We start from the raw sequence: 22020 nt of genomic DNA on the forward strand, positions 1-22020 counted from the left end.
AACTTGAATGTACTATGGCAAGTTTATACGCAACTGTTTCAGCATAAGTTGCATGAAAAAGAAAAAATCAATTAGCTTTAATGAAAACGTCTAAACGCTTTTACTTGATGGAAAAGTAAAGTCGCATTAATTGCTCTTAATAAGATATCCAACAAATAAAACTGAGAGTTAACTTCAACATTAGTATTCTTAGCAAACGAATAGTGATCAATAAGATGAACAGGGTTTAGCATCACTGCAAAATCTTTGATTTGTAAATCGGCCCCATTTATTAGATCTGTTTTAAGAAAAAAGAACGTTAGATTTATTATAACTAGCCACAACAAAGGTTTGAGCCAGTTTGTTCCATGACTAGAAAGTAATGAACTTAAACTTAACAGAATTTTATCTGTGAAGTTTGTATACTTTGATAATTCATTCAAATACAACTTATTGAACTCTTGCGATTCGTAACTATCAAAATCTTCCAGAGAATTCCTCACTTGCGAATAATAAAATCCACACAACTTAGCATGTTCTTTTTTATTATCATCTGGATCTCTACGTAATTTTTTACTCCAAACCACATTATTTGCATACAAATCATTTGTGTTATTGCTTACAAAGCGAAAGTTAGAGAAAGTTGAAAAGTCACAATTCTCTAACTTGCATGTGCCAAAATCAGAATACCTCACACTAAAGGAACCACCATTCTCAAGACACCTCAAACCATAAAGTTCAATGTCACCTTTATTTCTAATTTCTTCAATTCTTACTTTTTTTACTTGATCATGTATATATAGACCTATAAAACCTTCATTAACTAAATGCGAAAGTTGAAGATAGTTCACACCTTCTAGGTGCATAATGACTTGGTTAGATAAGTTAACAGAAGTCAAATAAAGTGAGGATACTTGTGAGGCTCCCCAAAAATTTAACTCTTTTGGAAATTTACTATTGCTATTTGCAATAAACTCAACCACCACTGTTTCTGAAAAAGTAACTTCCTGAAATCCAGAACAGTCACTCAGTACTACAGTTGTTAAAGTACAATCTTTAAACACTACATCTGGTAACTTAGCTTTGTTTTCTGATGCATCATCCGACCAAATCTGACCAAGGGTTAGCTCTGTTTTGAATGTGCATTTTTCGAAATGCAAGCTTTGCTCTAAGTTACTCGGCAAGAAATGAAAATTATCTAAAAAGCATACATTCTCAAATACATAATCACACTCAACAAAAAACTCTTCTAATTCACTTGCTGGAGTTCTTAAGTTTTGCCCCAAAACCCTCAAAATTATATCCTTAAATTTAAACTTTAGATTTTACTAAATTGTAAACTGTATCATATATTATCAAACATATAACTTTGAATAACATAAAGAAAAACCGCTACTCAGCGGCTTTCTTCTATCTATTTAGCGCTTCATCCAATGCGCTGACCAATTCATCATCGAGCTTGTTTGTTGTCTTGGCTGCCAAGTGTTTGGCTGTAGCAACAACAATTTTGGTGTTCATTTATTACTAAAAAAACTTAAAATTCGTTCTTTAATACTCGTTGGTGCTGTCGGTTCAACCTCTTTAGGGGCGTAAGCTTGTTTTAATCTTTCCAGCTTGTCACGATCCCATGAGTCTAATTTATCCTCAGCATACAAACATTCAAGAAGTTCATAAGTGGGCTTGCTCTTGGAGTAAGTAACTTCGTATTCTTTCAGCGACTCTAAATAAGAAGTTATAAAGCTGACCTTCTCATCTTCTTTTAAATGTTCGGGCACAAATACTAGCGATTCAGGTTCATCTTCTTCTTGATGAAAACTCCAAACACAACGTTTATTTGAATAGCTAGTTGCAATATAAATTTTATTTAAAACGTCACCTTCATTACCTTTAACATTCGAATTAACTCTCATTTTAGCAATAATGTTGTTTTCAGAATCTTCGAAATAGTAATCTAGATGCTGTACTTGCTTCAGTTCTTCTTCAGTAAATACAACCTCACCACCTAGGCGATTGATAAGTACAGCCAAATAAGGGTCATGCATAAAATGCATTCCATTCATTTGCTCTTTTTCTACACGGTAGCCACTTTTACTTTCTTTTGTGTTATATATTGAAATCATAATGTTCCTTATTCTCTCTCTTTTCATCAATTAACTAAATTTCATTACATGTACCGCTATAAACAACATTGAAGTGATGGTAAAACATGAAACCTTTAGCGGAAGCATCTAAATGCTGGTTTATCACTAAATAACTAATCTTTTTCATTGGTCCATATAAAGAAATTGATTTGAAAGCGCTGTCATTGCTACCAGGATCTAACACAGTTATTTTAATAGCATTTGAATTGTTAAATGCTTTGCTAATAACTTCACCAGTTTTTCTATTAACAATAAAACTCTTTCCTATCATTGGAGAAAAGAAAGACTTCATTTTTATTAATTTACCTGTATCACTATCAAGCTGTTTACCATCTTTAACCTCACACTTATAAGAAGATGCAAAGCAATTTCCAGATACTAATAAAATAATAAACAAACATAAAAGTCTAAACACAAGAAGAGCCTCATACTTTCCAATTTGATAAGGTATATTTTGCAAAAAATACCATTTGTTCTAACACATTAAACTTTCTTTTCATACAGGAGGCAATTCTGTTTTTATATGCCATGTCTATTCTTATTTTTAAATTCATAATTCTAGATTCGGAGTAGGTTGAAACAATACAAAATCATTATTGGCATTTTAACTACAAATAATTCCCTTGAATTTTATAAGATTCTTTGTTCTTATCATTTACTGTTGGCTTATAAAGGATAAGAATCATGCCAAGGAAAAATAAGAAAAACAGAGAAGTTAGCCTTTTTGAAAGGTATGGACTCTTAAGTGGTATTGGAGGGGCTTTAATAGCTGGTGCAGTTGGATTGTTCATACATATAAATAAAGGCGATGGTAGCCCAAATTCTCAAACCTGCACAGGCGATAATTGTGTTCAAATTAACGACAACAAAGGCACTGTGAATATTGGTAGGTCTGACAAAGAATCTAAGGAAGATTAAATATGAAGCTAATTTTTGGTGTAATAGCTGCTTTGTATATTCTTCCTTTGGCAGCGGTTGAAATAAACCAAACATGCATCAAAGATTGTGTTCAAGTCAACACTAACCAAGGCACAATCTACATTGAAGGGCGTACCCTGCAAATAGGTATAAACAAAGGGGTTGTTAATATTATTGGTAGCCCAGAAGATGAAGCGGCGATTAATAATTACAAAGTTAAAGTTGCCAATTTACAGTCGCAAATTTCTCGTCATTTAGACAAACAGCAAGCATTAGAAAAACGGCATTTTAGTGATAAGGAAAAACTTAGCAGTGCTTTAACATATGCAAAAGATTTACTGGCTCAAATAGCCAAACTGGAAAAACGGATTGCTTCCCTTGATAATTATCATGTCATCACACAACGTATTTTAAAGGCAAAAGAACAATTTGATGTGCCTTTAATTAAAGCGCTTTTGAGAGAAAAACAAGCACTCGATGAACTTCAACTCGCTGACATTGCAGCAACATCCTTCGAATTGGCAGGCTTAGAAGAGCTGGATTTAGAATATGATTCAGCCAAATTAAATTTTGAAAAAGCAGCCAAGCTTCAACCTAACAATACCTTATATCAAAACCAAGCTGGAGTTATTAATAACCTGCTAGGCGAGTACGATAAAGCCATTGGCTATTTTGAATTAGCGCTTAAAAGTGACCTTAACACCTTGGGTGAAGACCATCCTACTGTTGCCAGAAGCCACAATAACCTAGGCTCAGCTTGGCATGACAAAGGCAAATACGATAAGGCCATTGGCTATTTTGAATTAGCGCTTAAAAGTGATCTTAACACCTTTGGTGAAGACCATCCTACTGTTGCCATTGACCACAACAACCTTGGGTTAGCTTGGCATGCCAAAGGCAAATACGATAAGGCCATTGGCTATTTTGAATTAGCGCTTAAAAGTAACCTTAACACCTTTGGAGAAGACCATCCGAGTGTTGCCAGACGTCGCGGTAACCTAGGTTCAGCTTGGCATGCCAAAGGCAGATACGATAAGGCCATTGGCTATTTTGAATTAGCGCTTAAAAGTGACCTTAACACCTTTGGTGAAGACCACCCCAGTGTTGCCAAAAGCCGCAATAACCTAGGTACAGCTTGGCATGACAAAGGCAAATACGATAAGGCCATTGGCTATTTTGAATTAGCGCTTAAAAGTGACCTTAACACCTTTGGTGAAGGCCATCCTACTGTTGCCATACGCCTTATTAACCTTGGCTTAGCTTGGCATGAAAAGGCCAAATACGATAAAGCCATTGGCTATTTTAAATTAGCGCTTAAAAGTAACCTTAACACCTTTGGTGAAGACCATCCTACTGTTGCCAAAAGCCGCGGTAACCTAGGTTCAGCTTGGCAAGCCAAAGGCGATTTCGATAAAGCCATTGGCTATTTTGAATTAGCGCTTAAAAGTGACCTTAACACCTTTGGTGAAGACCACCCCAGTGTTGCCATACGCCGCAATAACCTAGGTTCAGCTTGGCAAGCCAAAGGCGATTTCGATAAAGCCATTGGCTATTTTGAATTAGCGCTTAAAAGTGGCCTTAACACTTTTGGTGAAGACCATCCTACTGTTGCCATACGACTCAGTAACCTAGGCTCAGCTTGGCATGAAAAAGGTGATTACGATAAAGCCATTGGCTATTTTGAATTAGCGCTTAAAAGTGACCTTAACACCTTTGGTGAAGGCCATCCTGCTGTTGCCAGAAGTCGCGGTAACCTAGGTGCAGTTTGGCTAGCCAAAGGCGAGTACGATAAAGCCATTGGCTATTTTGAATTAGCGCTTAAAAGTGACCTTAACACCTTTGGTGAAGACCACCCCAGTGTTGCCATACGCCGCAATAACCTAGGTTCAGCTTGGCAAGCCAAAGGCGATTTCGATAAAGCCATTGGCTATTTTGAATTAGCGCTTAAAAGTGACCTCAACACCTTTGGTGAAGACCATCCTACTATTGCCATACGCCTCAGTAACCTAGGCTCAGCTTGGCATGAAAAAGGTGATTACGATAAAGCCATTGGCTATTTTGAATTAGCGCTTAAAAGTGACCTTAACACCTTTGGTGAAGGCCATCCTACTGTTGCCATACGCCTCAGTAAACTAGGCTTAGCTTGGCATGATAAAGGCGATATCGATAAGGCCATTGGCTATTTTAAATTAGCGCTTAAAAGTGAAAAGTGACCTTAACACCTTTGGTGAAGACCATCCTACTGTTGCCATACGCCTCAGTAACCTAGGCTCAGCATGGCAAGCAAAAGGCGAGTACGATAAAGCCATTGGGCATTTCGAATTAGCGCTTAAAGGCAATCTTAACACCTTTAGTGAAGACCATCCCCATGTTGCAATAACACGCCATAGCCTAGCCTTAGCTTGGCAAGCCAAAGGAGGTTATGATAAAGCCATTGGGTATTATGAATTAGCCCTTAAAAGCAGCCTTTACAACTTTGGTGAGAAACATCCGAAAATTGCCACAATATGGAATAACCTAGGTGGAGCTTGGAAAGACAAAGGAAATATTGATAAAGCCATTGGCTACTATGAATTAGCTCTTAAGAATAACCTTTACACTTTTGGTGAAGACCATCTTAAGGTTGCCATAACCCGAAACAACCTAGGCGGCGCTTGGCAAGATAAACGCGATTATGATAAAGCCATTGGGTATTATGAATTAGCTCTTAAAAGTCTTTTTAAAACATTACATGAAAATCATTACTATACCAAGGTAGTGGCGGATAATTTGCAAAAAGCAAAAGATGCGAAAAAAATCATTAAGACTTTTTAGTTAACGCGATTATTAATTATCTCTAAACCCTACAAACCAACATTGGAAACTTAATATTAGCGAACAGGTCAAAATAATTTAGACTTAAAACATTCACGCTGTCTGAACAAACGAATGGAAGAAGTCACGTCTCCTTCACAACTAAATACATCACAGTCTTTGATTATGACTGGTTTGTATTGGTCTGATGCTGATATTAAGCGGCCGTTTTTGTAATCAAGGATTTTGCACACAAACTCGCCGTTAAGATTGGCAACGATCACATCACCGTCTTTAATATCTACAGCTCTATCTACAATGATTAAATCTCCATCAAATAGGCCTATATCTTTCATTGAATCACCAGAAGCTAAGCCGATAAAGGTAGCTACTCTGTTTGGCATAAAGAGTTGATCTAATGTTTTGCCGAGCTCGGGGTAAGTTGACGCAAGTGTTTCAACACCGTTATTGAAACCGCAGCTTGCTTTAATTGGAATGACTTTCATAATACACACAACGGTTACTGTATATATAAACAGTACATTTAATTTTGGTATTTGATCAACTATGCACAGCTTTCAAACAAAATCTGTGCATAAGTCATTCAACAACGGGCTCAAGGGTACTTTTTAAATCATTGGCTGTGTTTTTATGATTGGTAAAGTCGGGTTTTTAAACGCTTCAATCAAAGACAATAAAATAGCTGGTTAAAATTAGTGGTAAAGAAGAATAACCAACTGTTTTTACCCTTTTAAATTGACTTGTTAGTTCGATCTCTCAAACGCCTTAATAGCTTGACCTAATTTGCCACTAATACTTTCTTTATACACATTCTCTACTACTAAACGAGTTGCATGAGCGGCTAACAAAGAAAGGACATAAATAGCTTCTTTCAAAAACTCTCTCTCAATAATAACTTTTTTACCTATTTCGGCATCAGAATCAGCTTCTCTAATATACTTGCGATCTATGCGACCATTATTGTGAGCAACTATATTTCTCATCGCCACAACTTTCTTGTATGTCTTTAATTCGTCAGAGTGATTATCTTTAAAGTAATTTCCAAATTCTAACTTTGCTTTATCTTTCTCAAAAACATCGAGAGGATTGCCGTAGAAGATACTTCGTATTTTTTCTTCTACTAATTTATCGATAATTTCCTGTTTATCAGTTGAATTAAGAACGAGTTTTAATAGCTTTTGATAACCAGATATGTTGCTGCCATCATCGTTAACAGCTGAGAGCTTCCCTGGTATATCTAGATATACGGATTGAATTATGTCTGTTATATAGTCTTCAAATGTTAAGACTGTTTCTAAGAGAGTTCTTCTGTAATTTCCTTTTATTGATAATGAGTGAAGTGCACCATAAATATCATTTTTCTGTACTACCTTATTTGAATTATCCCATATTCGATCTAAGGTCAATTGAGGAAATACATCTTCTTTAACCGCCTCTTTAATTTTGGGTGAATAAAAATCAATTAAACAGAATGACTCCCAAATATCTCTTTGTGCTTTTTGGAATCGTTTATATCTAACGTGAATTTTTGGAATACTTTTCGATTTATCCATGTTTTCCCTGTCGAGCTAACGCCGCAAATAAACGGCAAAAATAGTTGGCTAAAATTTGTGAGGTGCGAACAAAGCCAACTGTTTTTGTCCGCACTTTTTTTGATTTGTCTTGTTAGGTATACCTCTCCATAATAGTGAGATCCATACCAAGCTAATTGTTTTTTTAAAGCTCAACTAAATAAGCTAGCAGCCTGCTCTGACATCTCTTTGTTTAGATGCGACTCAACTTTATTCTCCAAAGCACTCGGGTCGCTCTTAACTTCTTCAAGTATATTCTGCCAACGTTCTAACCATTGTTTTTTTAAACTATACAAATCGTTAAATTCGTAGTGCTTGTCTACACCTTCGACAATGACTTGATTTCGGATTGCCTTTCTTGCGGCTATTGGCGCATTTCTTTCCTGCAAATGGGTAGATATGGTTTTTCGCATCATGCGCGGTGTAATGTAAATCCAATCATGAAAAGCACTGAACCATTTTGATAATCGACTTGAACCTAATTGCTTATATGGATCATTGTCATGCAGTAAAAACATTTCAGGGTCTAGCTTTCCGTATTTTGTTTTTAACCCGTTTAGATAGTCGAGTAACATTTTCATTACAGGCTCGGGTAAATGAGTCCAAGCGCGATACCTGTTTTTCATCGCACTTGCTGGGTGTTCTATTCGCATAGAATCAAAGTTAATCCATCCGATTTTAACTCGCGTCCATTCTTCTGAACGCACACCACAAAACAACATAATTTTAGCGGCAAAAATCACCGGTGCTTTTACCTGTAGAGTATCGACTTCATTTAAGAATTTATGCAACTGGATAGAGTTTAGGTGGTCGGTCACTGCATTAAGACGCGTATTATCTAAAACCGTTTTGCGTCCTAATAAAGGGTTATATTGTATAATGCCCTTTTCTACTGCGTAACTAAACAAACGGCGCATTGCTTTATGCGCATCGAATGCCAAACCTTTTTTATTTTGTACGTTTGATAAGTACAAAATAAATTCATCCCATTCTTGAGCGCTAATACCTTTAATATTTCGACCGTTGAACTCAGGAAAGATAACTTTTGAAAACGTGCGCGTGTAATTTTGTAAGGTGCGCTGGCTTTTGCCATACAAAGGCCAATCATTTTTGAGTGATGCCCAAACGCTATTTATTGAAGAAGGCGAAGAAACACCATCAATAAGAGCTTGCTCATTGATAGCCCTTATTTTGTTTTCGAGCTTTTTAATTTGTGGGTCGATACCATTTTTTAATTGTTCTAAGCACTGATTGTATTGCGCTTGAATATCGCTTAATGATTTGTCGGGGTAATTACCAAGGCTGACTAAGGTGCGGCTTTTAGTGCCAGGCTTAAAATAACGGTATCTAAAATCGTAAGTTGTATTAAGTTGTTTAACTGTATCGGGCTGATTGATTGGGTCGAAGCTTGCCGATGAATATCGAGCAATTAATTGGAGGTTTGGAGACCGTTGAATGAGAATGTAGCACTACGTTTATCTTTGGGAATTGCGATCTTTAAAAGTGCTTTTTCGGTTAATTCAACTCTCATCTTTAAGGCTCAATCCGCTCGATTTATAAGGGGGGTAGTCTAGTCCATGTGTTGTTACCATTCAATGGTAAAAGAGTCATTTTTGTAGCTGATTTGGGAAACGAAAAAGACTAATGGAAAACTTTAAAAGATTGTTTTTATTATGTTTACTGGCAGCCTCTACAGGAATCGAACCTGTAACTACCCCTTAGGAGGGGGTCGTTATATCCATTTAACTAAGAGGCCAAGCCATTGATATTTATCATATATAGCTAATCGTTCAGATTCAAGCCCACAGGGCTTACTAAACTAAATTTTAAGCGACGAGAATTCAAATTAGATTATCGTGAAGACACTAAAATGTTTTCAGACCTTAGCACATACCAAGGGATCATTTTACTTGATGTTGCGATGACTTTCTTACTTTCAAGCGACATAACACGCGCATTCACTAGCACTCCTTTCTCACGATAAAGCATAGTGCCTGACAGCACGTATTCAGCATCATCAGAGTTAAACTTTGTTTTAGACTTTCGGCTGAATACGTAATCACCCGTACGAGAAATATGTCCGTTATCCATTAGTTTAGTATCGACAACTTGGTAGCCGAAGCGATGTAGTTGATGCATAAATGTTTCAGCAAGTTGGTTTCCTAACTGATCACTGGTTTGCAATGTTCCATCTAAACGTACAAATGAAGCCACAGCGAGCTCTGTCGACATATTCTGTGTTTCACTCAGTAAATCAGATAACTCAATGGCCATCTGCTCCACATAATTGTCGAGTTTTACAAAATGGTTCATCGGCACATAATCGGGCTTGGTTTGCTGCATTTCTTCGAGTTCAGGCTCAGGCTGCATTTGAGCAGTCATCTCATCAATGGCCATTGACTGCTCATTCATCACAACCACTGATTGGCTCATGGTTGGCTGTCCCATTAATAAACTGCAGCCAGATAACATAAGTGATGCAATTGGCACTGAAAGCAAAATGAGAGATTTCATAAGGGTCCCCTATCGCGCGCTCGATTTCAGCATAATACCGTCAGTGCGCTCGCTACTTCCTAGCGCATCTAATACGGCTTGAGGAATTAAACCTTGGGCTGAACCCACAACAGCTTTACTTTGCAAACCAACCACACGGACGTTAACTAATACACCCCCTTTGTGATTGACTAAAGTGCCAGCTATCACATACTGGAAGTTTTGCTCTTCATCTAGTTCGAGATAATCACGACTGAATACGAAATCGCCTTTTGGCGTGACGCGCATGTAGCCAGTTGTTTTGAAGTCGATAACAGGAATGCCGTATTGATAAAGTTCATGCATAAAGCTTTCTGAGATCTGGTTACCCAGTAGCGTACCCTCGTCGTACTTATCATCCAAAAATACAAAACTGGCAACAGCCAATGGCGTGTTTTGATTTACATATTTTAAGTTCGACGCTAAGTCTTGCATCATACCGCGAACATAATGGTTAATATTTTTCTTAGGACCATTGTGGGCACCAAACATTTGCTTTTGATCCGGTGCTTCTGCTTGGAAAAACTGATTGGTATTGAGGGGTGACTGAATACTACGCGTTACTTTGCTCGAATGGATAGTTTGCGCATTACTTTCATAACTCTCTTGCATTGCAGCGCAGCCCACAACAGATAATGCTAATAATGATGTTAACAGTGCTTTCATGTTCTGCTCCTAATTAATACTCTGCTCGGTATAGTTTGTCGTTGCGCATTTGTACTTTTTCGTCTGTCCACATGACATTAATCGGCACCTCGGTGAAAGCTGCTGATATCACTTGCCCGTTAAGCACGTTAACCAAGCGTGCATTAATCATGTTTGCATGCTCTTGTCGTGTGATCGTACCAAGGATCACGTAGTCAATGTTTTGACGAGCTCGAAGGCTATTGAGATCTCGAGTCAGCATATCTTCATAATGTTCACTGACAGTGATTGAATTACTCAGTCTATGCTCAACCATGCTGTAACCCAATTGCGTCATTTGGGTTATCAGACTTTCTTGAATTTGCTGGCTCAGGCCACTGCTTTGTTGAACGGCAGTTTTTTGCCCCAACTCAGTTGCCATAGTGAAGCTCATTACGGCAATGCTGGCATTTCTCAATCTGCCCGCCTCACCTCGATATAACTGCGAAGCGAGGTTACTGGTGTATTGATGAAGTGAGAAACTAGACATGCCCTTTACCTCCATAGGTAAAGACCCCTCTACTCCTTTGGGGTTAGCAAGTTCTTCTTCTCGTTTAATCTCATTTAATAACTGGCAGCCACTTAATAACGTGATCAGGGCTAATATACACAGGCGCATGACAACTCCGCATAACTCTTTTCTTTGTAACAGCAAGAATCACGCCACAAGAAACTACAGCCAATCTCTTTGATTAAGGCCGCCAAACTGTGAAACAAAACAACTCACTTGATATTTCTGCCATTGCGAACAGACTGCTTGCGCTTGTTCTTTTGTTGCAAACGCACCAAATTTGAGTCGATAAAATTGTTGCTGACCAATTTGTTTAGGCTCAAGTCTCGCTTCTTGTATTTCTTGGTCAGAATTCGCTAGCTTAACACTCAATGTTTTATACACTTGCTTTGCTTTTTTTCTGCTTTTTACCGACGCAACCTGCACAGAATATTTTGCAGTTAATAAGTTACTACTCGGTTCCTGAGTCGCAACTGTATCCAAAGCAGGCTGAGCGGAAGCCACTGCATGTTCTTGAACCGGTTTATCTGCCTTAAAGAGAGAAATAACAACCTCTTCTTTTTTGTCTTTACGTGGCACAGGCACTTGCGAAATAAGTGTGTTACTAGGCTTATCCGCTGACTCTTCATTTTTACCTTGCTTATGTTGGTTGTTATCGGCCAAAGTGAAGTTTGCTTTATCATTATTTGCAACAAGACGATTTAAATCACGCACTAACACACCCAAAGTTTGCTCATAGGCGAGTAAGCGATCTATGCCAGCCTTGTTTTCTTGCCATTGACGAGCCATTTCTTTTAACTGCTGATACTCCTGCAGAGTGAAAGTGACTGTTTGACCGTTTAAGCTTGCTTGCTGCTCTTTGGACATTGAAGCACAGCCATTAAGCGTAATTGCACACACTATAAGAAAGAAGCATGCCTTTATTTGTGATTTATTATTGTGTGAACTGAACATATTTAACCTCACAAGGTAACCCTTTACTTACTGCATCTACGCACAGTGCAGTGATTTTATCTTTATCATCATGATCATATGAAACAGACAACAACCATGCACCATCGTTTTGTTTTATAAAGAACGGCGAAACACCCAGAATGTTGCGCCATTTATTTTTCACAAGCTGCCAGTACGCCTTCAAAATATCTAAATTATTGAACTGACCAACGACTGCAACATAACCTGAATAGCGCTGTAAATTTTTGAGCTGAATATTAACGTCAGAAAGAACATCACCACGAGGTGACAATGTCACTTTTGCTTGCGTGTTATACCCTAGCTGCTTTGTTTCTAACTTATGTTCATCAACAAAGATGTCGTACTCTCCTGGCCTAAGATCTGTAAACAAGTAATAGCCATCAAACTCAGATATCGTTTCAGCCACGACTGTTTTGTGCTTATCTTTTAATTGCAGCTTAGTGTGCACAATCGGTTTGCCATTCTCATGGTATAGAACACCTTCAATTTCACCGGAATAAACGACAGGAATATCTAATGACTCCATTGCCCCAGCCCTGGGTGTAAGTGAATAACCTTCATTAGCTGGCAACATGAAAGGATCTGAAAAACTGGTTTCGACGACTTCAATATCAGTGCGACGATTTGCCATAACACCAGCTAAAACAGCCACGCCTCGCTCATCTGTTTTTGCTTTTCGATACGACTGTATGGCTCTTACAGTAACATTTTCTAAAGGCGCTTCTGTGCTATCAAAAATGCCATTGTCATTTTCATCGAAGAAGACTCTTACAATAATGGTGCCTTTATTTGAGAGTCTTTGCTTAGAACCAAAAAACTGTTCATTCATTTGGTTATAACCAAAGCTAAACCTAGTTGAAAGTTGTAGTTGCCAATCGTCATCACTGTCGTATTGCGCTGACGTGTTTAAAATAAAATCATCAAAAGAGAAGTTAAGCCCAAGTTCGGTACTTTCGAGGCCCGAATCAAGGGCACGCTTAAACCTGAGTTGCCCTCTTAAGGTATTATTAAAGCTACGGATAAAATCAGCTGAGTAATCACTTACTTTCAGCTCTGGGTGAATATAATAACCAAGGTTAAACCTGACATATGACCGCCTTAAATTAGCTTTAAAGTTTAAGCTCCCAGAGCCATACTCATCTGTACCTTGCCAATACCAGTCAAATTGATTGCCCAAAGCGTATTTTGAAAAGCGATAGTTAAGATCATGACTCAACCGAGATGCGCGTATTCCATTCGTATTTGTCACTTCAAGACTAGTTAAATAGTTTAATCGTGTGCGCTGTTTTTTATAAATATCACCAGCCAGAGTTGCTTTAAGCGTATTCACAGCGACTTCAGAAAAACGCTCTCTGCTTAATGCGAATCTAAGGCGTTGCTCTGATACTAACAACCTCGCGGTGGCTTCACTCAAATAATTTTCAGAGTTACGACCTTGATGTGACAAATTAAACAGCACCTTTCCATTTGGCTTATAACTTAACCCCGACGCAAATTCCTGAGTTGCTTTTGCCTCTTCGGTAAATTTTGAAGCCCCGACATAGGCACTTAATTGATGAGAGAAAACATGTTCGAAACGACCTGAGAGTCTAACTTCTCCGGCATCAAAAGTACTTTGTGTATCACTTAAGACGCGCTTGCCGTCTCTATTGATTGAAATAGCGTAGGTGCTTTGCCCTACCTCTTCTACACCCTCACTGAAATAGCGCTCAGTGTATTTTTCAATTTGACCTTCAGTACCATACTTAACGACTTCAAAAATATTTTCACCGAACAAAAGTTCAATATTGTCGAAAAAGAACACACCAGCTTGAATATCGAGTTTTTGATCTATCAAGATGCCATTCTGATATAGCTCTATGTCCCAGCCATCGTCTGCAACTCCATTAATTGACACACGCCCTGAGCTCGTTTTAGCTAGCAGCGGAGCATTAGTTAAGCTCACCCCTTGCGATAAACTACCAATTGCGCGCTCGCCAAATAAAATAGGTTGAATATCACCAAACTTAATCTCACTGGCATTCAAGCCAAAAAGTGCACCTTGGGGAGATTGACGACTAAAGGTAAGCCTTGAGTCTTGAAGTAGATCGCCACTTTCCCCAGATAAGAAGTATTCCGACCGTAAGTAAGCTAATTCGTTTGAACCTGTCAGTGCATAACTTAATAAGTGATCATTATCAGAATATCGATAACGTGTATTTAAATCGAATAAAGGAGTTGATAAGGCTTGGTAACTGCTATCAATCTCTGGAAATAAAGCACCACCTTGCGAAGACGTAGTGTTAATTTGCTGAGCTTGTCTGGCTAGTGCTTGTTCAACAGGAAAATAGCCTTTACCTTGGATTGTTAAAGACTGCTGAACATAGTCTGTGTTTAATTCAAAATCAAACCATGTTTGCAACTGGCGAATATCAACATAAAGTGACCCATCCTCAAACAACAGTGCGGTCTGCCCAAGCTCTTGCTTTTCGCTATTAAGCACTAACTGATATGATTCAGCGTCAAGTAAAAAACGATTATCAGGATCTTTAAACCAGCCTTCCGCTTTATTGTTTGTATAAGATATTGGCAGAGAAAATAAATCTATAAAGCTCTCTAGCTCAACATAATACGCATGCGGGTTTTTAATCGCCGTTAGCTCGCCAATATAGTTTTGGTTTAAATTTGCTGATAAAAACAGCACCTCACCGACAGGGATATGCTCACCTGATTGGGCATCTATTTGTTTACTTAGCTTCGTATTCTTTGCATCCGATAAGGTATTTTGTATAGAGCTCAGTACCTTGATCACAGCGCGCACATCAGTCGAGGCCTCAACTGTGAAAACAGAAGCAACCAATAACAGGATACTGAGATAAGGCAAATAAAAGCGCACGAAAGAAATAATGATTAGTTAATATCGATTTGCTGCTCGAAAAATACCTCTCCCTGATATTCTTTTTGTCCTGAGTACTTAAGCGTAAGTTTGCCAGTACCAGATAAACGATATCCATCAAGGAGTGTCATTGGTAATAAAGCCCGCTCAAGCTCTGAATGAATACTGTAATTTTCAATGATACCAATTCGCTGTTTTTCAGCTTTTCCACTTGGTGTAAAAAAAGCCTCAACCCGTCCAAAACTGCTAAATTGACCTTGCTTTGCCATTGAAATTTTAAGTGTATCGTTTTCGGCTGCTCGCTTCAGGTCAAGCCCTGTCAATGAAACAACAGGTGTTTTTCTTTCGACTCGCAAAATGATTGGCAATGAATAGTTTACTTGTATATCTATGTTAATGCCTTTTCCACTCGAAGATGTCTGCTCCAGAGGTAAGGCACTCAATAATAAGTGAGAGCGGTACTCTCCCGGAGCGAGAGCTTTAGTGCGTCGTACTGAGAGTTTAATGATTTGTTTTTGGCCTGGTGCTAAGCGTATTTGGCTTGGGCTCATTCTCACCATTGAACTTAAAGATTTATCATGGATGCCTTCTAGGTTTTTGTACCCGCCCTCAGGCAATGCAGCCCTTTCTTGCCAAGATAATCGATAGCTCTGCACTTTATCGGAGTTATTCACCACAATTAATCGCTCTGCTCTTTGTCTTTCTTCAAAAGCAACTCTCGTGGGTGAAATCAAAATATTTGCACTCGCAGCAAACGAAGATGAAAGGCATGCTAAAAATATAAATAAAACAGAAAGGTATCTAAACAAGGTGGTAGCCTTAAAATCGAGAAAATTAGTATGAGAGTTCAATACTGACAGAGCCTTGATACTCTCCATCATTATATACGGCACCGTCTCCGGAGGTTTGTAAAATTGCGCCGATCACCAGTTCAATCTCACCATATGCGTTAGTCTGAGCTGTTGGATTGAAAAGAAGTTGGTTAATCGTAAATGAAGCTGAATTATCACTTAACTCAACATTTAAACTTGAGCTACTAAAATTAATTAAAGTATTAACCGGGAGTGCCTCAAAGAAGAGCTTAGCAGGATGCCCTCTTTCCATAATATGTATGTCGTTAGTTGATGACATAGCACTGTTTGTCGGCAGTTTAAGGGTGCTCACCCTGTCATTACTTGCGACAACTATGGTGCCAAAATCAAGTGATTCAAGCACATCAGCGAATACAGATGTGCTAACTAAAGAAAGTACTAATATACTTCTAATCAATGACTGACCCTAGTTTAGTAACTTACCGTAACAGCAACTGTGCCTGTGTAGTCACCGTCTACGTATTCGCCATCGATATCATCAGTCGTCAGCGTCGCACCTAAGTTAAACTCTGCGTTACCAGAACCATCTGTGGTGATTGTGCCTTGGTTTGTTGTTATTGCGATGTCTTGGTTAGCGTTTTGGCCCACTGTGGCATAAAGTGTAAATGCAGTGATCTTAAACACTGGTGTAGTACCAGGTCCCGTTGTCGCAAGTTCTACTGGTGTCGTACCAACATCTGGCAATTCAATCGTTAATGGCGTGTATTTAGTGGCTTCTGCGATTGTAAGCTGAGCAGGTTGTGCCGTGGCAGAATCTAAAATATCCATAATAGCCGGATCAGACCCGCCAGCTGCCGTTGTTGATATTTGCAAATTAGGATTTGCAGGAATACTCAGTGCCGCAGTAGTTGACGCTTTAGAGACTGCTCTCACTGTACCGAAGTCTAACGTCTGCTTTACTTCAAGCTTAAAGGTGTTTTGAACAGTTACTTTTGCATCAACATTTTGCGTTTGCGAGCTCGCCAAAGAAGATAAGGTAAAAGTAGATAAAGCTATCCCTAGAGATAAAATAAGTAGATTTTTTGTCATAACAGTGTCCTTAATAAAATGCGAGCGACTTCAGGTATCAACTTTAAATCATTTAATAGTTTATTATCCCAAATAATTCCTAATCATCATACAGAATCAAGGTTATTGTTTGAGACATATCAATAATTTGAAATCTGTACTTTCATTTAAAGCTAATACTTTTGTTTATTATCTATTTTCTTCAACTGTACACAATACGCCAATGTTATTAATAAAGGCACACAGCTTATTGGCATCATCTCTATTTTTTACAGTCTTTAATGTAGGCACAAATCTACTTTGTAACCGATGAGTTTGTTCTAATATTAAGCTTGACAAAAGAGTCTCTAATTTAGGTAGATGTGTATAAACCTTGTTGAGCTGAGCCTGGGCACTGCTTTCACTGAATACAGGCTGTAAGCTTAGCTTGAACCCATGCGCTTTTTTTGTTTGAGAAGTTTTCAGATGAAGACTTTTATCTATCTTGTGTTGTTCAATTTTTGGTTTAGTACGCAAAGAAGCCGGAAGGTTTTGTAAATCACTTTGTTCAGATAACGCAGCAATCAAAACTTTAAGATCTTGTTCCATAGAAACTAAACGCTTTAGTTCTTCTTTGTTGTTCTGAAGCTCTATTAAAAAGGTATCATCAGCAGTCTTTTTATTTGATTGAGTTATTGAAACAGGTGAGTTGTGAGGGCTTGTACAAGCAACTAACACACAAAAAATAACAAGTAACGCAATGTGTTTCAGCATAAAACCTCTTAAGATCAGACAACATACAAGTAAATCTTTAGACATTTTACAATGGCAAAGCGTCTGATTCTACAGATCGTGTTAAGCGGAATATAACTTCAACAGCTAAGTCATATTAAAATAGGAATGAAAATGTGCCAACCTAAACAGGGGTATGGCACACTAAATTTCACTTATTCTTTGATTAACTAAAGTAATTAGTTACTCGATCAAAAATACTCGCTGCACCAACCAACATAAATGGTAATGTAACTATAAATTTAACTTTTTTGTTTTTTATCGAAATAATTAAAACCAAGACGACTAGAGAAAATAAAAAAGGATAAATAATATAGTTCTCCGCTCTAAAAACTCATCATATCAGCAAACACTTAAAAACCTTCTAAAAAGTCAAGCATCATTACTATCAACTTTTTCCAACTTGTAATAAATTCCAATAAACCGGGTAAATATGAAATAAAAAAACAATGAGAATATGGACATAAACAATACAAGATATGTAGTACCCACCCCTCTACTAGCACCGTAAACACCAACTAAACCACCAATTGTTGCCATAATAAAAGGTATACTCTTCCTATAAACCCTTAAATAAGCAAAACAATCTCTACACAAAATAACTTCTTGTTTCTTTAACATATCAATTTGTTTTTGGCTTATTTCTGCGTTACATTTCGGGCAATATTTTTTCACATTAAATACCCACATACCTAGCAATAACATTTAAATATTAATTTCAATCAACTTATCAAAGAGTATAATTCAAACAAAAACATTAACGCGCAAATAGAGATAGGTAAAAATAAATATATTTTACTCTTAGCTTGAGGAATAAGCTCGTCTAACTCTTTTACACTTTTACACAAAAACAATCCTGGATTATCCATCATAAATAATGAAAAAACACTTCCCGAAAATAATACTATTGATAAATTATAATTAACTGAGTATAGATAAAATCCTAAGAAAAGATTTAAAAGTGACGTAAAGCAAGCGATCCTAACAAGTGTTTTTGGTTTCATATTACAAACTCCTATGAGTGGGCTGCTTAATAAAGCAGCCCATTTTTAAATTTACCTAATTATGTGTGTATATATTGCCGAACCAATGCCCCAACCTAAGCCAAAAGAAAAACCCAAAGCTCCCCCTATAACGCCGCCTCGAGTTGCACCAATTGATGATCCAGTTAGTGCTGCACCTCCAACAGTCCCTAAAGCAACCCCCCAATTAAAACCTTCTAGTGCATCTCCACCTTTTACTTGTTCAACTTCTTTCATGTTTAATTCACGCATAGTATATACTCCATATATCCGAACTTTCTGACAAGCTCGGAACAGTTAAGTGCTATCCTTATTTAATAGCGTTTAATTTGGCTAGTTTTAGTTTCATTCTACGCTGACTAAAACTAGCCTCCCTTCTCCTAGACTCGCAAAAATATAACGAGTAAAGAAAATCCATTTTTAAAAAACAACTACTTTCCTCAAAAGTAATAAATAACTAGAAGAGCAAGAATGAAGTTACACTATAAAAAGCCACTTCTTGAATAATTAAAAGGTAGGATGCTGTAACAAAAACGTCAAATTAGCATTTAAACAAAACCTTTAAAAAAACATACAAAATGCAAATGCGAGCAGTAAGCCGATGAAATAAATAAACTTTAAAACACTATGAAATATTTACAAGACGGCAATTTAAAAATAAAAACCAGGCATTTAAGATAAAAAATTATTTCGTAATTTTTAACAAATAAAAATACAGATTAATTAAACAAAATCATTATTGCCATTAATTAAAAATAAGCGTTTTAAATTCTAAGGGACATGTTTCTTTGAAATAGATAATTAAGAAGTTTTTTAGATTTTACTTTGAGGTTTTTTATGGTTTTAATAATAAAGCTAGGGTATTTTAACCCTAGCTTTGTTATTTTAAATAGAAACGGGTGCTTTGATATGCGGGTGAGCTTGGTAATCAACAAGCTCGAAGTCATCAAACTTGAAGCCGAAAATGTCTTTCACTTCCGAGTTTATTTTCATTGTCGGTTTAGGGAAAGGCGTACGGCTTAATTGCTCATCAACCTGCTCTAAATGATTAAGATATAAGTGTGCATCACCGAAAGTATGAATAAAGTCACCAACTTCTAAGTCACACACCTGAGCAATCATCATAGTTAACAGCGCATAGCTTGCGATATTAAATGGCACTCCTAAGAAAATATCAGCGCTGCGTTGATAAAGCTGGCAAGACAGCTTGCCGTCTAATACGTAAAATTGGAATAGTGTATGGCATGGCGGCAGTGCTTGCTTACCCATAGCCGCATTTTCACTTGGTGAGTACTGAGTATCAGGCAGTAACGCTGGATTCCAAGCACTTACGATTAAACGACGCGAATCTGGGTTTGTTTTAATTTGCTCTATCAGCTCTTTAATCTGGTCAACTACTTCACCATTTGGGCCAGTCCATGAACGCCATTGAGCACCATACACAGGGCCAAGCTCGCCCTCTTCCGTCGCCCAACCATCCCAAATGCTTACGCCATTGTCTTTTAAGTATTGGATATTTGTTTCACCATTCAAAAACCAAAGTAACTCATGGATAATTGAGCGTAAGTGGCACTTTTTAGTGGTGACTAACGGAAAGCCTTCTTGAAGATTAAAACGCATCTGATAGCCAAACACACTGATTGTGCCTGTGCCTGTTCTATCTTCTTTTTTAGTGCCATTCTCTTTGACATGGCGCATTAACTCTAAATATTGTTTCATAGCGTTTTATAACTCTTACTTTTGTGCAACGGGTTGGGTTTTATATGCCCAAATCATAATACCAAGGCCAGCAATGATCATTGGCATTGATAGAATTTGGCCTTGTGAAATCAGGCCGCCATATAAACCAATGTGGGCGTCAGGTTCGCGGAAATATTCGATACAGAATCTAAAAAAACCGTAACCGAATAAGAATAGGCCAGCGACACTGCCCGTAGGACGAGGCTTTTTAGCAAACCAAATGAGCATAATAAATAAAACTAGGCCTTCGAAGAAAGCTTCATATAATTGCGATGGATGACGCGGTAATGGCCCACCAGTTGGGAATACCATCGCCCAAGGCACGTCTGACGTACGGCCCCATAATTCACCATTGATAAAGTTACCAATACGGCCTGCCAATAAGCCAACAGGAACCAATGGCACTACAAAGTCGCCAACAGCAAAAGGTGAACGTTTAGTACGCCAAGCGAAAATGAAAATGGCAATAATTACGCCCAAGGCGCCACCATGGAATGACATGCCACCTTCCCAGATTTTGAAAAGGTAAAGTGGGTTTTCTAATAAATAGGAGAATTGATAGAAAAGCACATAACCAACTCGACCACCTAAGATCACACCTATCATGCCGTAGAATAATAAATCATCAACTTCTTCTGTTTTCCAACCTGAGTTTGGTTTTGCCGCTTGACGCTTACCAAACCACATTGCAAACGCAAAGCCGATTAAATACATGAGTCCGTACCAACGGACACTTAAAGGCCCAATCGAAAAAATGATGGGATCAATTTGTGGAAACTCCATAGCCTTTCCTTAATTAACAATCATGTTAGCAGCGATAACTATGAGCAGCGCTGCAAAGATTTTTTTTATTGTTGAAACAGGTAAATATTGCGTCGACTTTGCGCCTATTGGCGCCATAAACCAAGAGGTTGAGACAATGCCTACGAGAGCCGGTAAATAAACAAACCCAGCAAAGCCTTGTGTCAATTCAAAGTGCTTACTTCCTGCACTGATATAACCAAGCGACCCAAATAAAGCGATTACGATACCACAAGCGGATGCACAGCCGATGGCTTTTTTCATATCCATTGAGAAAAACGTCAACAAGGGTACAAGTAACGCGCCCCCTCCGATACCAATCATCGCAGAAAGGCCGCCTGTAATACTGGTAAAAAAAGTTAAAATAGGGCCATTTGGTAAAGTTCTCGAAGACTGTGTCGCTGTTTTCCTGCTGCTGTAGAGCATTTTTAAAGCAATTAAAACCACGCAAACAGAGAAAATAATCCTAACCACCGCCTCTGGGAGAAAAGAGGCCATAAAGCCACTCACTAAAGCCCCTAATGCCACACCTGACATGATCCAAGGTGCGACTTGCCACGGTACATTACCATTTTTATGATGAGCTAAAGCTGAAGACGTCGAGGTAAATAGAATAGAAGCCAAAGAAGTAGCAATCGCTGCAATCACTACTTGTTCCGCTGGAAGAACATCAAAATGCAACAAAATAGCGCTTAATACAGGTACGATGATAAGGCCACCACCTATCCCTAATAATCCGGCTAAAAAGCCTACACCACTGCCCAAAATGGCACAGTAGAGGACAAGTAGTAACAAGTCATTCATGA

The 22020-nt window shown here is 38.1% G+C and carries 23 protein-coding genes, 1 tRNA gene and 1 pseudogene; 3 read left to right on the top strand and 22 right to left on the bottom strand.

All coding sequences use genetic code 11. The features are described from left to right. Positions 1-77 precede the first annotated feature (77 nt). The 3 genes from ACXAC4_RS10655 to ACXAC4_RS10665 form a co-directional block, all read right to left on the bottom strand. On the bottom strand, positions 78-1274 hold the full coding sequence (locus ACXAC4_RS10655; protein WP_475161306.1) for a hypothetical protein: 1197 nt from the start codon (positions 1272-1274) through the stop codon (positions 78-80). Between the two features lie 219 nt (positions 1275-1493). Next, complete coding sequence (locus ACXAC4_RS10660; protein ID WP_475161308.1) at positions 1494-2099, bottom strand: hypothetical protein; 606 nt, start codon at positions 2097-2099, stop codon at positions 1494-1496. 34 nt (positions 2100-2133) lie between these two features. Then, positions 2134-2580: a hypothetical protein gene (locus ACXAC4_RS10665; protein WP_475161309.1), complete on the bottom strand. Its 447-nt coding sequence runs from the start codon at positions 2578-2580 to the stop codon at positions 2134-2136. A 224-nt stretch (positions 2581-2804) separates the two neighbouring features. Here ACXAC4_RS10665 and ACXAC4_RS10670 point away from each other — a divergent pair, with 224 nt between their 5' ends. From ACXAC4_RS10670 to ACXAC4_RS10680, 3 genes are read left to right on the top strand one after another with little or no spacing between them, the layout of a single operon-like run. Beyond that, complete coding sequence (locus ACXAC4_RS10670; RefSeq protein WP_475161310.1) at positions 2805-3038, top strand: hypothetical protein; 234 nt, start codon at positions 2805-2807, stop codon at positions 3036-3038. A 2-nt stretch (positions 3039-3040) separates the two neighbouring features. Beyond that, positions 3041-5251 carry a tetratricopeptide repeat protein gene (locus tag ACXAC4_RS10675; protein ID WP_475161313.1) on the top strand — a complete coding sequence of 737 codons (2211 nt, stop codon included), beginning with the start codon at positions 3041-3043 and terminating at the stop codon, positions 5249-5251. Further along, positions 5241-5852: a tetratricopeptide repeat protein gene (locus tag ACXAC4_RS10680; RefSeq protein ID WP_475161315.1), complete on the top strand. Its 612-nt coding sequence runs from the start codon at positions 5241-5243 to the stop codon at positions 5850-5852. Before ACXAC4_RS10675 ends, ACXAC4_RS10680 begins: the two co-directional genes overlap by 11 nt. Positions 5853-5920: 68 nt before the next feature. On the opposite strand, the gene ACXAC4_RS10685 is transcribed toward ACXAC4_RS10680, so the two are convergent. From ACXAC4_RS10685 to ACXAC4_RS10775, 19 genes and pseudogenes are all read right to left on the bottom strand, one after another. After that, positions 5921-6337, bottom strand: coding sequence for a LexA family protein (locus ACXAC4_RS10685; RefSeq protein WP_475161318.1), 417 nt, complete (start codon positions 6335-6337; stop codon positions 5921-5923). Positions 6338-6595: 258 nt separating this feature from the next. Further along, a complete protein-coding gene (locus ACXAC4_RS10690; RefSeq protein ID WP_475161322.1) occupies positions 6596-7405 on the bottom strand; it encodes a hypothetical protein in 810 nt (269 codons plus the stop codon). Between the two features lie 170 nt (positions 7406-7575). Next, the gene (locus ACXAC4_RS10695; RefSeq protein WP_475161323.1) at positions 7576-8520 is read right to left on the bottom strand and encodes a hypothetical protein; all 945 of its coding nucleotides are present in this window, start codon (positions 8518-8520) and stop codon (positions 7576-7578) included. Between the two features lie 117 nt (positions 8521-8637). After that, a pseudogene (locus tag ACXAC4_RS10700) lies at positions 8638-8886 on the bottom strand (Arm DNA-binding domain-containing protein); the annotation flags it as partial. 218 nt (positions 8887-9104) lie between these two features. Beyond that, positions 9105-9179 (bottom strand) — tRNA-Arg (locus ACXAC4_RS10705). A gap of 95 nt (positions 9180-9274) precedes the next feature. After that, on the bottom strand, positions 9275-9937 hold the full coding sequence (locus ACXAC4_RS10710) for a FlgO family outer membrane protein (RefSeq protein ID WP_475161325.1): 663 nt from the start codon (positions 9935-9937) through the stop codon (positions 9275-9277). Between the two features lie 9 nt (positions 9938-9946). Then, positions 9947-10621 carry a FlgO family outer membrane protein gene (locus tag ACXAC4_RS10715; protein WP_475161329.1) on the bottom strand — a complete coding sequence of 225 codons (675 nt, stop codon included), beginning with the start codon at positions 10619-10621 and terminating at the stop codon, positions 9947-9949. A 13-nt stretch (positions 10622-10634) separates the two neighbouring features. Then, positions 10635-11258 (bottom strand): FlgO family outer membrane protein, encoded by a 624-nt coding sequence (locus tag ACXAC4_RS10720; RefSeq protein ID WP_475161330.1) that lies wholly within the window; start codon positions 11256-11258, stop codon positions 10635-10637. A gap of 54 nt (positions 11259-11312) precedes the next feature. Then, the gene (locus tag ACXAC4_RS10725) at positions 11313-12017 is read right to left on the bottom strand and encodes an SPOR domain-containing protein (RefSeq protein ID WP_475161332.1); all 705 of its coding nucleotides are present in this window, start codon (positions 12015-12017) and stop codon (positions 11313-11315) included. 67 nt (positions 12018-12084) lie between these two features. Then, positions 12085-14988, bottom strand: coding sequence for a carboxypeptidase-like regulatory domain-containing protein (locus tag ACXAC4_RS10730; RefSeq protein WP_475161334.1), 2904 nt, complete (start codon positions 14986-14988; stop codon positions 12085-12087). A 26-nt stretch (positions 14989-15014) separates the two neighbouring features. Next, positions 15015-15734 (bottom strand): fimbrial biogenesis chaperone, encoded by a 720-nt coding sequence (locus ACXAC4_RS10735; RefSeq protein ID WP_475161336.1) that lies wholly within the window; start codon positions 15732-15734, stop codon positions 15015-15017. 100 nt (positions 15735-15834) lie between these two features. Beyond that, the gene (locus ACXAC4_RS10740) at positions 15835-16269 is read right to left on the bottom strand and encodes a DUF4402 domain-containing protein (protein WP_475161338.1); all 435 of its coding nucleotides are present in this window, start codon (positions 16267-16269) and stop codon (positions 15835-15837) included. A 14-nt stretch (positions 16270-16283) separates the two neighbouring features. Further along, positions 16284-16901, bottom strand: a complete 618-nt coding sequence (locus ACXAC4_RS10745; RefSeq protein ID WP_475161340.1) for a hypothetical protein — start codon at positions 16899-16901, stop codon at positions 16284-16286. Positions 16902-17069: 168 nt separating this feature from the next. Next, positions 17070-17633 carry a hypothetical protein gene (locus ACXAC4_RS10750; RefSeq protein ID WP_475161343.1) on the bottom strand — a complete coding sequence of 188 codons (564 nt, stop codon included), beginning with the start codon at positions 17631-17633 and terminating at the stop codon, positions 17070-17072. Between the two features lie 390 nt (positions 17634-18023). Beyond that, on the bottom strand, positions 18024-18326 hold the full coding sequence (locus ACXAC4_RS10755; protein WP_475161346.1) for a hypothetical protein: 303 nt from the start codon (positions 18324-18326) through the stop codon (positions 18024-18026). 380 nt (positions 18327-18706) lie between these two features. Next, a complete protein-coding gene (locus tag ACXAC4_RS10760) occupies positions 18707-18925 on the bottom strand; it encodes a hypothetical protein (protein WP_421962939.1) in 219 nt (72 codons plus the stop codon). A gap of 633 nt (positions 18926-19558) precedes the next feature. Continuing rightward, a complete protein-coding gene (locus ACXAC4_RS10765; protein WP_475161349.1) occupies positions 19559-20392 on the bottom strand; it encodes a thymidylate synthase in 834 nt (277 codons plus the stop codon). 15 nt (positions 20393-20407) lie between these two features. Continuing rightward, entirely contained in the window at positions 20408-21196 is a 789-nt protein-coding gene (lgt, locus tag ACXAC4_RS10770; protein WP_475161351.1) for a prolipoprotein diacylglyceryl transferase, read from the bottom strand. Between the two features lie 9 nt (positions 21197-21205). Next, a complete protein-coding gene (locus tag ACXAC4_RS10775; RefSeq protein WP_475161352.1) occupies positions 21206-22018 on the bottom strand; it encodes a sulfite exporter TauE/SafE family protein in 813 nt (270 codons plus the stop codon). Between the last annotated feature and the right edge of the window lie 2 nt (positions 22019-22020).

The organism is Pseudoalteromonas sp. AWM4_233 (assembly GCF_056158285.1).

Bases quoted from the DNA above. Each gene is read 5' to 3' on its own strand.
- ACXAC4_RS10660 (WP_475161308.1), bottom strand. From the start codon at position 2,099: ATGATTTCAATATATAACACAAAAGAAAGTAAAAGTGGCTACCGTGTA.
- ACXAC4_RS10670 (WP_475161310.1), top strand. From the start codon at position 2,805: ATGCCAAGGAAAAATAAGAAAAACAGAGAAGTTAGCCTTTTTGAAAGG.
- ACXAC4_RS10675 (WP_475161313.1), top strand. From the start codon at position 3,041: ATGAAGCTAATTTTTGGTGTAATAGCTGCTTTGTATATTCTTCCTTTG.
- ACXAC4_RS10685 (WP_475161318.1), bottom strand. From the start codon at position 6,337: ATGAAAGTCATTCCAATTAAAGCAAGCTGCGGTTTCAATAACGGTGTT.
- ACXAC4_RS10690 (WP_475161322.1), bottom strand. From the start codon at position 7,405: ATGGATAAATCGAAAAGTATTCCAAAAATTCACGTTAGATATAAACGA.
- ACXAC4_RS10710 (WP_475161325.1), bottom strand. From the start codon at position 9,937: ATGAAATCTCTCATTTTGCTTTCAGTGCCAATTGCATCACTTATGTTA.
- ACXAC4_RS10715 (WP_475161329.1), bottom strand. From the start codon at position 10,621: ATGAAAGCACTGTTAACATCATTATTAGCATTATCTGTTGTGGGCTGC.
- ACXAC4_RS10720 (WP_475161330.1), bottom strand. From the start codon at position 11,258: ATGCGCCTGTGTATATTAGCCCTGATCACGTTATTAAGTGGCTGCCAG.
- ACXAC4_RS10725 (WP_475161332.1), bottom strand. From the start codon at position 12,017: ATGTCCAAAGAGCAGCAAGCAAGCTTAAACGGTCAAACAGTCACTTTC.
- ACXAC4_RS10745 (WP_475161340.1), bottom strand. From the start codon at position 16,901: ATGACAAAAAATCTACTTATTTTATCTCTAGGGATAGCTTTATCTACT.
- ACXAC4_RS10750 (WP_475161343.1), bottom strand. From the start codon at position 17,633: ATGCTGAAACACATTGCGTTACTTGTTATTTTTTGTGTGTTAGTTGCT.
- ACXAC4_RS10760 (WP_421962939.1), bottom strand. From the start codon at position 18,925: ATGCGTGAATTAAACATGAAAGAAGTTGAACAAGTAAAAGGTGGAGAT.
- ACXAC4_RS10765 (WP_475161349.1), bottom strand. From the start codon at position 20,392: ATGAAACAATATTTAGAGTTAATGCGCCATGTCAAAGAGAATGGCACT.
- lgt (WP_475161351.1), bottom strand. From the start codon at position 21,196: ATGGAGTTTCCACAAATTGATCCCATCATTTTTTCGATTGGGCCTTTA.
- ACXAC4_RS10775 (WP_475161352.1), bottom strand. From the start codon at position 22,018: ATGAATGACTTGTTACTACTTGTCCTCTACTGTGCCATTTTGGGCAGT.